This is a genomic window from Salinimicrobium sp. CAU 1759 (assembly GCF_054482715.1).
The window spans coordinates 919783-935581 of sequence record NZ_JBTLRK010000001.1; the positions used below are offsets into that span (position 1 = coordinate 919783).

The 15799-nt window shown below is 43.9% G+C and carries 16 protein-coding genes; 10 read left to right on the forward strand and 6 right to left on the reverse strand.

The window, feature by feature from the left end; all coding sequences use genetic code 11:
- The first annotated feature begins 47 nt into the window (after positions 1-47).
- The gene (locus ACXYMT_RS04230) at positions 48-194 is read left to right on the forward strand and encodes a hypothetical protein (RefSeq protein WP_459057844.1); all 147 of its coding nucleotides are present in this window, start codon (positions 48-50) and stop codon (positions 192-194) included.
- Between the two features lie 15 nt (positions 195-209).
- Here ACXYMT_RS04230 and ACXYMT_RS04235 read toward each other — a convergent pair whose 3' ends face one another.
- Positions 210-620 carry a BLUF domain-containing protein gene (locus ACXYMT_RS04235; RefSeq protein ID WP_459057845.1) on the reverse strand — a complete coding sequence of 137 codons (411 nt, stop codon included), beginning with the start codon at positions 618-620 and terminating at the stop codon, positions 210-212.
- A gap of 230 nt (positions 621-850) precedes the next feature.
- Between ACXYMT_RS04235 and ACXYMT_RS04240 the strand changes: the two genes are divergently transcribed.
- The 7 genes from ACXYMT_RS04240 (at position 851) to ACXYMT_RS04270 (ending at position 10527) form a co-directional block, all read left to right on the forward strand.
- Positions 851-2167, forward strand: a complete 1317-nt coding sequence (locus tag ACXYMT_RS04240) for a M24 family metallopeptidase (protein WP_459057846.1) — start codon at positions 851-853, stop codon at positions 2165-2167.
- A gap of 326 nt (positions 2168-2493) precedes the next feature.
- Positions 2494-4959 (forward strand): ATP-binding protein, encoded by a 2466-nt coding sequence (locus ACXYMT_RS04245; protein WP_459057847.1) that lies wholly within the window; start codon positions 2494-2496, stop codon positions 4957-4959.
- On the forward strand, positions 4934-5302 hold the full coding sequence (locus ACXYMT_RS04250; RefSeq protein WP_459057848.1) for a response regulator transcription factor: 369 nt from the start codon (positions 4934-4936) through the stop codon (positions 5300-5302). The genes ACXYMT_RS04245 and ACXYMT_RS04250 overlap by 26 nt, the downstream gene beginning before the upstream one ends.
- 4 nt (positions 5303-5306) lie before the next feature.
- Complete coding sequence (locus ACXYMT_RS04255; RefSeq protein WP_459057849.1) at positions 5307-6137, forward strand: hypothetical protein; 831 nt, start codon at positions 5307-5309, stop codon at positions 6135-6137.
- Position 6138: 1 nt separating this feature from the next.
- Complete coding sequence (locus ACXYMT_RS04260) at positions 6139-7572, forward strand: glycosyltransferase family 2 protein (RefSeq protein ID WP_459057850.1); 1434 nt, start codon at positions 6139-6141, stop codon at positions 7570-7572.
- Positions 7573-7740: 168 nt separating this feature from the next.
- Positions 7741-10134, forward strand: coding sequence for a PAS domain S-box protein (locus ACXYMT_RS04265; RefSeq protein WP_459057851.1), 2394 nt, complete (start codon positions 7741-7743; stop codon positions 10132-10134).
- A 39-nt stretch (positions 10135-10173) separates the two neighbouring features.
- Positions 10174-10527 carry a response regulator transcription factor gene (locus ACXYMT_RS04270; RefSeq protein WP_459057852.1) on the forward strand — a complete coding sequence of 118 codons (354 nt, stop codon included), beginning with the start codon at positions 10174-10176 and terminating at the stop codon, positions 10525-10527.
- Between the two features lie 26 nt (positions 10528-10553).
- Here ACXYMT_RS04270 and ACXYMT_RS04275 read toward each other — a convergent pair whose 3' ends face one another.
- From ACXYMT_RS04275 to ACXYMT_RS04285, 3 genes are all read right to left on the reverse strand, one after another.
- Positions 10554-10994, reverse strand: a complete 441-nt coding sequence (locus tag ACXYMT_RS04275; protein WP_459057853.1) for a hypothetical protein — start codon at positions 10992-10994, stop codon at positions 10554-10556.
- A gap of 201 nt (positions 10995-11195) precedes the next feature.
- A complete protein-coding gene (locus ACXYMT_RS04280) occupies positions 11196-11375 on the reverse strand; it encodes a hypothetical protein (RefSeq protein WP_324719925.1) in 180 nt (59 codons plus the stop codon).
- 88 nt (positions 11376-11463) lie between these two features.
- On the reverse strand, positions 11464-12195 hold the full coding sequence (locus tag ACXYMT_RS04285; RefSeq protein ID WP_459057854.1) for an SDR family oxidoreductase: 732 nt from the start codon (positions 12193-12195) through the stop codon (positions 11464-11466).
- 343 nt (positions 12196-12538) lie between these two features.
- On the opposite strand from ACXYMT_RS04285, the gene ACXYMT_RS04290 reads away from it, so the two are divergent.
- Positions 12539-13027, forward strand: a complete 489-nt coding sequence (locus ACXYMT_RS04290; RefSeq protein ID WP_459057855.1) for a DUF4440 domain-containing protein — start codon at positions 12539-12541, stop codon at positions 13025-13027.
- Positions 13028-13276: 249 nt separating this feature from the next.
- Here ACXYMT_RS04290 and ACXYMT_RS04295 read toward each other — a convergent pair whose 3' ends face one another.
- Entirely contained in the window at positions 13277-13834 is a 558-nt protein-coding gene (locus ACXYMT_RS04295; protein ID WP_459057856.1) for a DinB family protein, read from the reverse strand.
- Positions 13835-14063: 229 nt separating this feature from the next.
- On the opposite strand from ACXYMT_RS04295, the gene ACXYMT_RS04300 reads away from it, so the two are divergent.
- Positions 14064-14915 (forward strand): DUF5602 domain-containing protein, encoded by an 852-nt coding sequence (locus ACXYMT_RS04300; RefSeq protein ID WP_459057857.1) that lies wholly within the window; start codon positions 14064-14066, stop codon positions 14913-14915.
- Positions 14916-15092: 177 nt separating this feature from the next.
- On the opposite strand, the gene ACXYMT_RS04305 is transcribed toward ACXYMT_RS04300, so the two are convergent.
- On the reverse strand, positions 15093-15713 hold the full coding sequence (locus tag ACXYMT_RS04305; protein WP_459057858.1) for a dioxygenase family protein: 621 nt from the start codon (positions 15711-15713) through the stop codon (positions 15093-15095).
- Between the last annotated feature and the right edge of the window lie 86 nt (positions 15714-15799).

Genomic DNA, 15799 nt, shown 5'->3' on the forward strand with positions numbered 1-15799 from the left:
CACTAAAAGGGTATTTTAAGAGAAGTAACGGTAAATTACATTTGTAAATGAATATGTCCAATAAAGAATTAGCCAAAGAAGACGAAGACTTTAAAAGAGAGTACTTAGCCACTAAGGAAAGTATTTTGACGATGAGCCTGACCATCGTAGCTATTGCCACACTCCTCATTACTCTTATTCTAATTTCTGAATAATCGCCCTCCTCAAATTCAAACTCTTGTTGCAATAAAGTTTCGCATCATCCTTTTTATTACTGCCTGCATATCGGAGCTCATACCCTGTAGTGGCTTTATATATTCCGGCGGTAATTCCGGCTCGTATTTTTGCCCCTCGGGGATTATGGTTGCTGTGTAGTTATCGTAAGAACCTTTCTGGATGTCCCGATCTATGATTGCAATAATGCCGTAGTGCCGCTGATCTTTCTGAATTCTTTTCCATAGATCTACCACTTTTTCTTTTTCTCCTTCCAGCACCTGGAAAAAGTTCCCTTCAGAATATAAAAGAACCCCCTGGATATCATTCCGGATGTTATTGTCTTCACAAAACCTAAGAAGCTCCTCAATTTCTTTGGTGGTTAAGCTATTGTCGGCATTACTTACATAGCAAATGGCATGTCTCATAATTTCAAAACTTCAGGTATTAACTTTTTTCAGTTTTAAAATAAAAAACCATAACTAATTTCATCCTAATATTTATCTAAATTGCTTAAAATTAAGGAAGTAGTTTTTGTATGGGGCATTTGTTCTTAGCGGGAAAGAAGCTATAGAAGCTTGGTGTTTCAGGAGGTGCTTGTGTTAACATGCAGATTTCCAGGAAGAAATTATTTATATTCGAAACAAATGTTTTTCCTATGTACAAATACCTGCTGGTGTTCCTGTTATTCATACCACGTGCCGGAGCGCAGGTGCTTTCAGAAAAAGAGCAGGCAGCTCTTGTAGACACAATCCTTAAAGAAAGATTTGAAACTCTGCTTCCCCAACTAATGGACCGGACCAACATAGATATGTGGGTCCTTATTTCCAGAGAGTACAATGAAGATCCTGTCATGAAGACTATGCTCCCGGCTACCTGGCTCAATGCCCGCAGGAGAACGATCCTGGTTTTTCACAGGGATCGGGAAAAGGATACTCTTGAGCGTATGGCAATCGCGAGGTATAATGTAGGACAGAATATTTCCTCTGTGTGGGATCCTGAAGCAGAGCCGGACCAGTGGAAAGCACTGCTAGAGGTGATCACGAACAGGGATCCACAAAGGATAGGGCTAAACTTTTCAAAGGACTTTAATATTGCCGATGGAATTGTCAAAACAGATCATGATCTATTTATGAAAACCCTTCCGCAGAAGTATCGGGACAGAGTAGTTTCGGCGGAAGGACTTGCGGTAGGATGGATCGAAACCCGCACAGCCATGGAGATGGAGCTTTATGAAGAACTGGTGAGCCTTACCAAAGAGATAATCGGCGAAGCCTTCAGTTCGAAAGTGATCGTCCCGGGGCAGACGACTACAGATGATGTGGTTTGGTGGATGAGGCAGAGGGTTACAGATCTGGGACTAGAGACCTGGTTCCATCCTACGGTGGACATACAGAGAAAGGAGGAAGGCTTGAAGGATCATATCGAAGCTTTTTCTGCAGGTTACAGCGATAAGGTCATTTTGCCGGGGGATCTCCTGCATTGCGACTTTGGGATCTCTTATTTGAGGCTGAACACCGATTGTCAACAACACGCTTATGTGCTTAAAAAAGGGGAAAAAGCAGCTCCTTTATTTCTGCAAAACGCTTTGGAACAGGGAAACCGGCTTCAGGATATCCTTACCCAAAATTTTAAAACGGGAAGAACCGGTAATGAGATCTTAAAATTGGCGCTTGAGGAGGCAAAGCAGGAAGGTCTAAGACCCTCAATTTATACGCATCCTCTGGGCCTCTATGGACATTCGGCGGGGCCTACTATCGGGATGTGGGATGCCCAGGAGGGTGTTCCGGGTGCGGGAGACTACCAATTGTTTCCAGAGACGGTCTACGCTATAGAGCTCAATACTACCGTTACAGTACCCGAATGGAATAAGGATATCCGCATCATGCTGGAAGAAGCAGGTTATTGGGAAAAGGAAGGTTTCAGATACATAGACGGGAGACAAACCGGGCTCATCCTCATACCTTTCCATTGATGTAAACTCTTGTGCTGGCAAGAAAGCAGATGATAAAAAGTACGAACAGGACCAGGGCCTGCAGTCTGTAAGCATGATCATTTCTGTTTATACTATGGGAACTTCTTTTGTCTTAATCTGATTTCTGATTTCTCCAACGGTCTTTCCGGACTTAGTCAGAGCTTCTTTAACCGGGCTTGTTTCAAATGCAGCTAATGCTTTTGCAGGGATCTTTCATTGTCTGTTCCCGGATCTATCGGGTTAGAAGATTTAGAATTCAGGGAATATTTTCGGCTTTAACTGTGAAACGGGCTTGAATATTTCTCAATTAGTATACTTTTGGAGCTGTGAACAAACATTCAGATTCCGAAGAGATTAAGAGGCTGCAAACTCTTTTATCTTACGATGTATTAGACTCTGCACCCGAGGAAGAATTCGAGGGGCTTGTGCAGTTGATCGCTGCTATTTGCGATGTGCCTGTAGCTATTATTTCCATGCTCGATGAAAGGAGGCAATGGTATAAAGCTAAAGTAGGCCTGGAACAAAGCGAGCTTCCCAGGAATGAGACCATATGCCAGTATACGCTGCTACAAAATGAGATCCTGGAGATCTCGAATGCTCTTGAAGATGACAGAGTGAAGGATAATCCATTTGTCAAGGCAGAAAACGGAATCCGGTATTACGCAGGTATATCCCTGCAAGCTCCTAACGGTTATAATATCGGGACCTTATGTGTGGCCGATACTAAACCCCGGAAGCTTTCTGAATCTCAAAGAAATTCTTTAAAGCTGTTGTCCAGACAGGTTATGTCCCTGCTTGAGGCCCGGAGAAAGAATAAGAATCTGGCGGAAGAGCTGGAGCATATCCTTAATGAGAAAATAAAGGAAGCCGAAGAAAAGCTCTTTTTGAAGGAAAATGAGTATCAACATCTCCTGGAATCTATAAAAAGATCTAACAGTGTGGTAGAGTTTACTCCCGATGGCCATATCCTTTCTACCAATGCTATCTTTAGAAGTTTCATTGGATATACCGGGGAAGAACTCAGTGGAATGCATCACTCACAACTGGTTGATCCTAAAGGAGGTGTCAAAAATGACAAATTCTGGCAGGCTCTCGAAAATGGGGAATACAAAGCCGGTAGATTCAAAAGAGTGAGAAAGAATGGGGAGGAGGTTTGGATGCAGGCCACCTACAATCCTGTAAAATCCCCGAATGGAAATATTGACAAGATTATCAAGATCGCCCAGGATATAACTATTGAGATCGAGGCCGAAAAGGCGATGCAGAAAGCCAAAGAGGCTGCGGAATCTCTAAACCGGCAGAAGGATAGCTTTATTGCTAATGTGAGTCACGAGATAAGAACACCAATTCATGCCGTTCTAGGGTTTACCGAACTCTTGCTGGAACAGGAAAGCGATCCTCAAAAAACCGGGTACCTCAAGTCTGTTAAAACGGCCGGGGATAATCTCATGTTCATCATCAACGACATTCTTGACCTGTCAAAGATTGAAGCCGGAATTATCCAAATGCATGCGATCACTTTTAAATTGCATCAGGTAGTTCAGAATATATTCTCCATCCTCCATCTTAAAGCAAAACAAAAGCAGCTAAAACTAACGTATTCAATCGCCTCCGAGGTGCCGGAGTACCTGATCGGAGATAGCAACAGACTATCGCAGGTGTTGCTTAATCTTCTGGGAAATGCGTTAAAGTTCACATACGAAGGAAGTGTTGAACTTAGGGTGGAACCCGACGGTGATCACGGTGATGCCGCCATGGTAAAATTTTCAGTTACAGATAGCGGAATGGGAATTCAGGAAAACAAACTGGAGAAGATCTTTGAGAGGTTCTCACAGGCAGATGACAGTATTTCCAGGAAATTTGGAGGTACAGGTCTTGGTCTTAATATATCACGGCAGCTGGTAGAACGACAAAACGGGATTATAAGCGTGGAGAGCAAAGTGGGAAAAGGGTCCAGGTTCAGCTTTTCTATACCCTATCCGGCCGGAAAAGCACCACAGGAACAGACAACAGACGCTGCAGAAAAAGCTCAGTTAGTTCTAACACCGGGTAAAATCCTTCTTTGTGAAGATAATGAACTCAATCAAAGACTCATCGAAGCGATCCTAAAGGAAAACAAATATACCGTAGATGTGGCGGGCAACGGCAAAAAAGGAATTGAGTTGTTTTTAAAAAATGATTATGATCTTGTGCTTATGGATCTTCAAATGCCGGAACAGGACGGGAGAGAAACCACAAAGATCATTCGGCAGGAACTTCAATCAACAGTTCCAATTGTTGCCCTTACAGCGAACTTTCTGAATATTGAACGGGAGAGATGTCTCAAGGATGGTATGAATGACTATCTCTCGAAGCCTTTTAAAAAAGAGGAACTATTTGAGATGATCAACCGGTGGATCTCTCCCGGGACCGGGAAGACTAATGTAGGGGACAAGAATATGGACCGGGCAGCAGTATCTCTGGAGAACCTGGTGGAGATGTCTGGTGGTAACCTGGAGTTTCAGCTGGAGATGGTGGAACTGTTCAAGGAGAACTCGCAGAAATCCCTTCAGCAAATGCAGGTACAACTGGAAAAGCAGGAATTTGCACAGATAAGTGCAACGGCCCATCAGCTAAAAGGTTCCTTTGGAGTAATTGGAGCAAATCCTGAAGTGTTGCAGCAACTCGAAGAGGGACTAAGCCCCGAACAGACCCAACAAAAACTCATGGCTTTAAAAAGGCAACTTGACGACATTTTTATTACCTTAAAAAATAAATACCCCCAAAATGAATATCCTACTTGTGGAAGATGATGAGATGCTTCGAAGATCTCTCGTATTTTACCTCAAATCTAATCAGTTCAAAGTTGAAGCTTTCGATAATGGCAGTGACGCTATAGATTTTATCGAAACAGCAGCAAATTCAATAGATCTTGTGATCACCGATCTTAACCTCCCGTTTGCAGGAGGTAAACAGGTACTGCAGGCAGTGAAAGAAGTTCAAAGTGTAGAAATTCCGGTGATCGTCCTAACTTCTTCGGGTGTGGAGGCTACAGAACTGGAAGTATTTGAACTGGGAGCCGATGAATTTGTTACCAAACCTTTCAGTCCGCCGGTACTGCTTAAAAGGATCAACAAATTAATGGTTAGACAGTAAGGTGTTGCGGTATGCTGCAGCGTTGGGAGACCCACTTTCTCCCATGATGGAAAAACTGGTGCTGTTCGTAGTGATAGCTACCTTTTTAACTGCGCTGTTATTTTTTGCATTGACGCTTCTAAAAAGGACCAAACGACTCCGGGAGGACCAAAAAAAGGCAGATTATCAGGCCGCTTTAGAAAATATCCTCTTTACTTACCTTTTTGAAAACAACAGTCTTGAAGTGGTCTTGAGCGATCCTTTGTTCACGGCAATGAAGAAGGACGTGCTTTTCCAAAGAATAGCTATTAAGGCGATTATTTCCCTGCACGACAATTACAGCGGGATTTACAGTAAAAAACTGGAACAGTTCTTTGAAGCCAGTGGGCTGGTCGACTATTCAATAGCACGGCTGGAATCTACCAGGTGGCCCTATATAGTGGAAGGAGTTAGAGATCTTTCAACCCTTAATCACAACGCATCCTATAGCCGGATTGCTTCGCGTATCACTCATCCAAACAAGCTCGTGAAAATGGAAGTTCTCCTTGCCTTGATCAAAATGCGTGGGATTGGAGAGATCACAAAATTTCAAAAGTCGGGTTTGTTGCTCAATGACTGGGTGCAGAGCAATATACTTTTCACAGTAAAGAAGCATAAGATCCCGGCGCCTTCCAATCTTGTAAGGCTGTTGGAGAGCCCCAACAGAACCGTGGTGCTCCTTACGGTACGGCTCATTAATTATTATCAAATGGCAGAGCATAGTGAGGCCCTTTTAAAATTATGTTCTGAAACCGGGGATGCTATCCTAAAGAAGGAGATCGGAGAAGTTCTCGCTAAAATCGAATTAGTCCATTAGTATGACAGGGATAGGGATCTTAGATACGGGAATTTTAATATTCAATTATCTCATCTTGCTGTTTGCGGTAACGGTAATGCTTTCTTATGTCATTCTGGCTGTTATCTCCGGCTTTTCTCTAAAAAGCTATTTGCGACAGAACCGGTTCGTAAATTATAAGGCTTTGCTGGCTCTGGACAGCGCACCAAAAGTATCTCTTATTGCCCCTGCCTATAATGAAGGAAGGACCATAGTTGAAAATGTAAAGTCCCTGCTGGCTATTAATTACAATAACTATGATGTGATCGTTGTAAATGATGGAAGTAAGGATAATTCAATGGCCGTGCTTACAGAAGCTTTTAGTCTTATTCCTTCAGATAGGGTATATAAACCAGAAATTCCTACCAGGGAGGTCAAAGCCATATATCGTTCTTCAAATAAAGCTTTTTCCCGGCTTATCGTTGTGGATAAACATAATGGTGGCAAGGCAGATGCCTTAAATACCGGGATGAATGTCTCTACGAATCCTTACCTGGTATGTATAGATGTGGATTGTATCATGGATAAGGATGTGCTGTTAAAACTTGCGAAACCTTATATGGAGGCTTCGGGTAAGAAGATCATTGCGACCGGTGGGGTCGTAAGAATAGCTAACAGCTGTATCATCAAATCCGGGAAACTAGTTGAGGTAAGAGCGCCCGGGAACCTCCTGGCACGCATACAGGTAATAGAATATTTAAGGGCTTTTACTCTGGGCAGGATGGCCTGGAGTAAATTGGATGGGCTGCTTATAATTAGCGGCGCCTTTGGTATGTTCGATAAAGAGATCGCTATGCGCTGCGGCGGTTACGATACAAATACCGTTGGAGAAGATATGGAATTGATCGTGAGAATGCGGCGGTTCATGATCGAACAAAAAGAGCCTTATACTGTGCAATATATCCCCGATCCACTTTGCTGGACTGAGGCACCTGAGTCTTATTCTATTCTGCGGAAACAACGCAGCAGGTGGATGCGAGGTACGATCGAAACACTTTACACCCATCGTAAAATGCTATTTAATCCCAGGTATAAGATCCTTGGCATGTTGAGCTATCCTTACTGGCTTTTCTTTGAATATTATGCACCGATAATAGAATTGACGGGGATTGTAATTACTATGATCATGGCCTTGTTTGGTGTCATTAGCTGGGGATATTTTTTCCTGTTCCTGTTCTTTGTGTACTCTTTTGCAGTGATGTTCTCGATGATCGCGCTATACACCGAAGAAGCAACCTTCAAAAAATACCAGAGTCTTGCCGATCTCAGAAAACTTACTTTTGTTGCTCTGCTTGAACCTATCATCTTTCATCCTTTTACTGTGCTTGCAGCAATAAGAGGTAACTGGGAGAAATTGAGAGGTAATAAAGGCTGGGGTGAGATGACCCGAAAAGGGTTCGAAAAGCAAGCAGGCTAAGCACTCTTCTTTTGCTTTTTTAAATACATTTATATTGTTGTTAAAGCTATTATAAGATTTGTTATTGAGGTATTATTTCTGCCTTGAAAACTTATCTTTAGCCTTTGCCACCGGTTTTATAATTTGTCGTGGCATTTACCCTAAAAGGTACCCTACAATTAGAATTTAATGCAAAGCATAGAGAAATTCGGAGCAGATTCCCCGGAAGGATTTGACCCGGGACCAAAGCACTTGCTGGAAAACTCCCCTGTGGCCAGCTATACTTGTGATGCAGAAGGTAAATTGACCTGGTTCAATAATGCTGCGGTAGAACTGTGGGGCAGGAAACCTGTTCTTTTCAAAGACTTGTGGTGTGGTTCGTGGAAGATCTTCTATCCCGATGGTTCTCCCATGCTAGTGGAAGATTACCCTATTGCCCGGGTTCTAAAGACAGGAAAGCAAGAGGGAAGATCCGAAATAAGGATTCAGCGCCCGGATGGTCTTTATAAGTTCCTGTTAGCATTTCCCAAGCCTTTATTTGATGAGGAGGGGAAACTTGCCGGAGCCTATAACACGCTGGTTGACATCACAGATCTTAAGGCAGATCATGTTAAAAAGGAAACCCTTTCGGCGATTGTAGAATCTTCCAACAATGCCATCATCAGTAAAGATCTTTCCGGAAAGATCACCAGCTGGAATCCGGGAGCAGAACGATTTTTTGGCTATTCCGAGGCAGAAGCTCTCGGGCAGCATATCACCATGCTCATCCCGCCTTATCTCATGGAGCAGGAGAAGGAGATCATCACCAACATAAAAAATGGTGTGCGAATGGATATCATTGAGACGCGGCGGGTTACCAGGGAGGGAAAGGAAATTCCGGTCTCCCTGGCAGTTTCACCTGTTAAAGATATCTTCGGAAGGATAGTGGGAGCCTCAAAAGTAGCACGGGATATTTCAGAAAAACTTTTAGGAGAGGAGAAGCAGGCGATACTTTCGGCTATTGTGGAGTCATCAGATGATGCTATTGTAAGCAAGGACCTAAAGGGGATCATAATGAGCTGGAACAGGGGAGCCGAAGAGATCTTTGGATATTCTGAAGCCGAAGTGCTGGGAAGATCCATAACCCTGTTGATTCCTGAAGAACGTCTTCACGAAGAAGAACTGATCCTGGCGAAGATTAGTAACGGGATCAAAATTCAGCATTTTGAGACCATAAGAAAACACAAGACGGGCAGGGAAATTCCTGTGTCCATTACAATCTCTCCTGTGAGGGACAGCCACGGGAATATCATTGGGGCATCAAAGGTCGCCCGGGACATCACACAGCAAAAGGAGGCCCAGGCGGCCATGCAAAAGTATATTCAGAATCTGGAAACATTGAATTCTGTAGGTAAAAGTATTTCAGAAAATCTCGATGTGCAGGAGATCCTTCAGCGGGTGACAGATGCCACCACTAAGCTTACCGGTGCAGCTTTTGGCGCTTTTTTCTACAATAATACAGGCCTGGATGGGGATACTTTCAGGTTGTTTACCCTTTCGGGTGCACCAAGAAAAGCCTTTGAGGGGATGCCAATGCCAAGACATACAGATCTTTTTCAGCCTACCTTCATTGATAAGAAAGTGGTGCGTATAGATGATGTGACCAGGCATGCCGACTTTGGGAAAAATGCCCCCTTTAAAGGAATGCCAAAAGGGCATTTTTCAGTAGTGAGCTATCTGGCTGTTCCGGTGGTTTCGAAATCTGGAGGTGTGATTGGCGGACTTCTCTATGGCCATCCCGAGGCAGGCGTCTTTACCGAAGAACATGAACTACTGGTTGTGAATATAGCGGCACAGGCAGCTGTCTCGCTGGATAATTCACAACTTTTTGAGCAGGTAAAATCCCTGAGTGATAAAAAAGATGAATTCATTGCACTTGCAAGCCACGAATTAAAGACACCTCTCACGACGATCAAAGGCTACCTGCAGGTGTTGACCAAGAAGGAAAGTGACAAGATGTCCCAGCTGTTCCTGGGTAAATCTCTTTACCAGGTTGAGAAGCTGAACACCCTGATAGAAGATCTTTTAAATATGTCCCGTATAGAATCGGGTCAGCTGGATTTCAATCTTGAGGTATTCGATCTCAGAGCGATGCTTGGGGAGATCGTGGAAACTTTCTCCTATTTATCGGGATCTCATAAAGTAGTTGCGAAGCTGGGGTTACAAAAAGCCGTTATAGAGGCAGACAGGCAGCGAATTGAACAGGCGATCCTCAACCTTATGACCAATGCGATCAAGTATTCCCCCAATGCCGAGGAGATCTATGTGAGCATGGAAGTTATAGACGGTCATACCGTAATCAAGGTGAGGGACACAGGCATAGGATTGACAGCACAACAGCGGCAGCAGCTATTTACAAGGTTCTACAGGGCAGAGAGCACCAAAGGTATAAGTGGTTTGGGACTGGGGTTATACCTCACCAAGCAGATCATTGACAGGCATAACGGGCGGATAGATGTACATAGTGAATTTGGAAAAGGATCTGAATTCGCACTATCGCTGCCGCTGCACAAAAAGGAATTAGAAAAAACGAAGGTGATGTAGGGAGAAAGGCAACTTGCTCTCCTTTAAAAAGATATTCAAATGAAAGAGATATTTGTTGTTGAGGATGACGATGGGATAAGAGAACTGGTAGAATTTTTATTGACGACACACCAGTATTCTGTGAAGGCATTCCCCAATGCCCGGGCCTTTCATAAGGTAGTGCCACAGGAAAAACCAGACCTTTTCCTGCTGGATATCATGTTGCCCGATGGCAACGGGTTGGATCTGTGTAAAGAACTAAAGGAAAGTGAGGAAACAAGCAGTATTCCGGTGGTGCTTATGTCTGCTCATGCCGAAATAAGTGGTACCGGAGGAGCAGATGATTTTATTGCTAAACCATTTGATGTGGATGAGCTAATAAAGAGAATCGAGAAGCAATTCTATGCGAAGTAAATGCTGATCAATAAAAATAAGGGGTCTTAAAAAGCTCTTTTTAAGGAGGTCTTATTTTTGGGTCCTGTTGCGGCACCTTCCATGTACCAAACATAATTTCCCTCCCGGGTGATGATGCTGTCGAGCCATGTGACCTTCTCAAGCTCGGGAATAGGTTGATTGAGCAGCGGATTCTCCTTACCATCAAGTCCCAGAGGAAGCTGTTCTGTCACGAAGACATAATCCCGCCCTTCTTCCAGGCCAAGAGGAATGAAATGGTGGTCCACCAGGCTATAGAGGCCATAAGGCGGTTCCATCATTTCGGCCATGAGATAGATCTTTCCGTTAGTGACCCCGTAGAGATCCGCTTGTTTTACGAAATCTGCCAGCGGGCCAAAGTATTCATTGATGCTGCTTACCCTAATGATAAGGGTTGAGAAGCTGATCTTTAATCTTTCCCGGTCCAGGTAATCCAGTACTTCTGTCATAATAAAAGGGGATGAGGGATTCACAAATTTTTTCCGGAACTTCAGGATAGGAGCTGTTTAAGGCTCTCATAAAATTATTTCCCGCATGCACTGCAGGACAGGGATCAAAAAAAAGCTGCAGGAAAAAATTTTAATTCTGATAATGAATATCACAAATAAATTTTTCCCGCAGCTTCAACTATCAACAGTCTTTAATATTTATTAAGACAGCTTGGCTTTAATAGTATCCTTATTGTCTCTTACCAGAGTGTAGGCGTAATATCCGGCTCCGGCGATGGCTCCCCATTTAAGGAGACTTCCTGTCCACTGGAGTCCTTTTTTGGCAGCCCATAATTTTACTACTTTTTCACCTGCATCTTTTGCATTTTTCTTCAAGTCCATCTTGTTGGTTTTTAGATTCAGATCCAATATCGGGAAGGATCGCCATTTCTTGCGTTAAAGCCTTTCCAAATAACACTTTTTTAACCCTTTAGGCTTTGCCGGTAGGCTTGATAAGGAGTTCGTTAACATTGACCGAGTCGGGCTGGGTTACGGCATAAAGAACTGCATTGGCAATATCTTTTGGGTCCAGCTTAGGTTCGTCTTTAGAATAGTCCTTTTCCTCCAGCAGTTCCTTATCTGTAATGTCATCTCTAAGGTTTGTTGCCACAGTACCCGGTTCAATGGAAGTGACCCGAATGTTGAATTCGGGGGAGAGCTCCATTCGCATGGCGCGGGAAAGGGCGATAACGGCCGCTTTCGAAGCTCCGTATACAGCGCCGCCCTTGAAGACCTCGATCCCGTCAACAGAAGCTATATTGACGATGTGCCCGTCCATTTGGTTCTTCATGGCAGGGAGCACAGAGTTGATACAGCGCAAGGTTCCCTTGACATTGACCTCAATGGTTTCCAGCCATTCTTCCAGGTGTTGATTCTTAAGGTAAGTGAGCGGCATCACTCCGGCGCAGTTCACCAGGATGTGTACCTCGCCAAATTCATCCCAGATATCCTTAAAGGCTCCCTGTACACTTTCAGAATCCTTGATATCCATTCGCACCACCAGGCTTTTGTTGTTCAATTCTTCCTGCAGGTCCCGCAATTTGTCTACACTGCGGCTGGCCAGTGCCAGTTTACAACCCGCTTCAGAGAGCGCGCGTGCAATTGCTTTCCCAATTCCGCTACTGGCCCCGGTCACTACCGCCACCTTGTCCTGTAATTCCATAATATCCTGTTTCTCTTTAAGATAAGACTTGTAAGTGAGGATGAGGTGTTGGATAACAGTTATTTAACGTCTAAGATGTTATTGCATAGCTCCTCCTGTTCAATGAATTACGGGCCTTGGGAACCTGGAGTGACAATTCTACCTGATGCCGCGAAAAATGTTTCCGGCTTTAGCTTGGAGAGCAGCGAAGACAGGCAAGGAGAAAAGTTTCAGGAGGAGCAGGAGTGACTCATATCCATCCTTTGAACCAAAAAATAGGTCGTTCATCTAAAAACCGGCAGATTTTTCACACAAATTTCTGTTTATTAGTAAATTAGAGATAGTAACCAACAAAAATTAACCAATGAAACTATTAAAAACAATACTTTTTTTGGCCTTGCTCTTTATTTTTGGCGCCTGTAACGACGGGGAAAGAGAGGCCGCAGAAGTAGAAGAAGTAGTTATGGAAGACAGCTGGGATGCAGATGAAGCCATGACCGAATGGCGTGATAACTGGAATGCGAACGACTCCACGAGCCTTAGGGCAGCTACTGCTAATGATGCCGTGTTATTCATGGAGGGCAGAGCTCTGCGCAATGACAGTGTAACGGCCTGGATAAACAATAGTGCTTCCTGGATGAACGAGCTTGCAACTACTCCTGTGGTTAAGAATAAAGGAGAGAATTTTGCTTTTGAAGCGGGAACCTACACACACTCCACCAGAGAGAATGATACCCTGCAACTGCAAGGAACCTATACCGTTATTTGGGAGCGCATGGATGAAGACTGGAAGATCAAATTAATTGATGTCTCTCCTGTAACCAATTCACCTCCTATGCCAATGGAAGAGTAAAGTATTACTACAGGCTAACCGCCAATATGCAGAAGCCCTTACTTGTTCGATCAGGTGGGGCTTTTGTTTTTTAATTGTCAGTGAACAATTTTTAATTAACAGCTACTCTTCCTCCTGTTTCTAAAAAAGTGCACCGGGTGTGTAAAGGAAGCAGCCGAAGAAGATCGGCTCAATAAGCGTTATCTGATGGGAAAAAGCTTTGTAGGCTTTTTTTGTCTTAGTGGTCTTTATGTGAATAAGGTTTTTACATCAGGCTTCCTCCGCCTCCTTCACTGCCCTCAATGCCTGCGCAATATGCCTGTCATTATGGTAGATCACCACTCTAAAAGTGTCTCCTAATCTAAGCTTCAGTAGGGGAGCGATACTTATGGAAGCTCTGGTCTTGTTCAGGCTCACCTTACGGGCCCTGTCGAGGAGGTCAAGCATTATTTTTTGTTGCTGAATGAACTTTTCTATCGTCCCTTTTTCCAGATTACTTCCATTTGGATTGGTGGATCTCAAGGTCCTCATGGGCTTCATTTTTTCACCCGGTAACATCATCTTCGCAAAGTAATTTCCAAGCAGGCCCGCTTTGAAAACAGCCTCGGCGGGATAACGGGAGTCTTTGATGCGCCTTTCGATCTCGGGCAGGTAAAAGTCACCGTAGAAGTTGAGATGTGCCAAACACTCCAAAGCACTCCAGCTGTCGGGGCTGTTCTTGTAGTTGAGAACTCCGGGAGCTAAAGAATCGAGATGCTTAGCCAGGTTCAGGTTTTGAGCGGTGCGTGCGATAAGATCGGAGAGCAGGTTCTGGGTGGGTAATTTCATCTCTTATTCAAAAAAGGTTCTGGAAGTGAGTAAGTTATGGATTTATTTCAACAGGATATTTTTACTTCAGAAAAAAATTCAAAAAATGTGCGGAAGGAAAGGAGGAGAATTTCCCGAAGTAGCAGATCTGCCGGAAAAAAAGAGCACACATACCTGGGTTTAACATTCTAATAGCTGATGGTATTGTTTTTTTAGAGTACTTTAGCGTAAGTAACTAAAAATCAGCGTCATGAAGAGGAGTATCTTTCTTATGTCGCCCCGATCAATTTCCTACCTACTCCCCCTTTTATTTCTTGTGCTAATTACCGGCTGTGAAAAAGAAGCTGTGCCGGAGACCTTCGAGTCCTCTGTGGATCTACAAATGAAAGCCAATAATCCCGCTACCTCCAAAACGAGTACGTTTTACGGGCCTGCCCAAAAAATGGGAGATGGAGTCGTGCAGGCGATGGTGACCATGACCCGTGGCGGAGTACCGGTAGAGATTGGAGTACGCATTTCAGAAAAGTCCCTGCAAGGCCTTCCGGATGAGGAGTATGTCGCAACTTTGCGCCTGCCAAATAAGATGGAGGGACTGGCCTTTGATCATGTGGACCTCAATTGGAACCCTCATGGACATGAGCCCGAAATGCTGTATGGAGCAGAACATTTCGATCTTCATTTCTATATGGTGAGTACAGAATACAAGATGGGAATAACAGATCCTGAAAAAGGAGTGGATTATCCCGATGAAGTCTATCAGCCTGATAATTATTTTCCGCCACCTCCAGAGGTGCCCGCATTTGCACAACTAGTGCCTAATATGGGTGTGCATTGGGTGCGGGGTGATGAACCTTATCCCTTTACTCATACCTTTATCTACGGAAGCTATGATGACAGTTTCATCTTTATGGAACCTATGGTCACTGTAGATTACCTGATAAACCATGCAGATGGGACCAACTTTGACATCGCCCAACCTGAAAAATTTGAGAGAAGCGGGTATTATCCCACTACCTATAAGATGTACTATGATGCCAAACACAAGGATTATGTGGTAAGCATGGGTGACATGGTTTGGTATGGTGGAGGTAGTGATCAGTGATCGGTGAACAGTGATCAGAAATCACAATAGAAAGCATAAAATGAAATAAACCTGCAAGATCCATTTGGAACCTGCAGGTTTTATTTTTTCCTTAAACCTTAAACCTTAAACCTTAAACCTTAAACCTTAAACCTTAAACCTTAAACCTTGAACCTTGAACCTTGATCCCTGGACTTTTCAATGTTCCGGAACATTCTTTCCAAGGATAAAATCTCTTTCGATCACTTTCATGCCATCCTGTTCCCGGAGCTCCACCACGCCCGAAGTTCCGCCGCGGGGATTGGAGGAAATATGTTCATTGCTTAATAACTCGTCACCTTCGAAAAAGTAGGTTTCCATCCAGTAATATTTTCCATTGGGCTCCAGGATGTAAGGATGTATATGTGCAGGAGAATTCCTGCTGGGATACTCTCCCGGAACCTGGGTGTAAAAAGTGAACTTCCCGTCCTTTCCCGTCTTTGCCCAGCCTCTTAAGTAACCATGACGTTTGGCCCAGCCTTCTTCATCGCCGCGGGTGGGATAGATGCCTTTGGCATTGGTGTGGTTGATGTAGATGATCACTCCTGCTGCCGGAGTTTTCCCGTCGGGTTCATAGATGGTGCCCGTGAGCTTTAGCTTATTGGCAGCCGACTCAAATTCGGGTAGCGTATCAACTGCATCAAGTTCCTTGTCCCCATATTCCAAAACCGCTTCACAACCTTCACAGGGTCCCCCCACCAACTGCGGACTTGCCTCCTGGGAATTGGCACAGGAGGTAAGTAGCAGGAATAAAAATAAAATGGCGCTGCTTTTTGTCATTTTTTAATGTTTTGGTAATTAGATGGTTAAGTTAGCGAAATTTTTATTAGATGAGGAGGAACTCACCTCATAGAAGGATGAAAAAG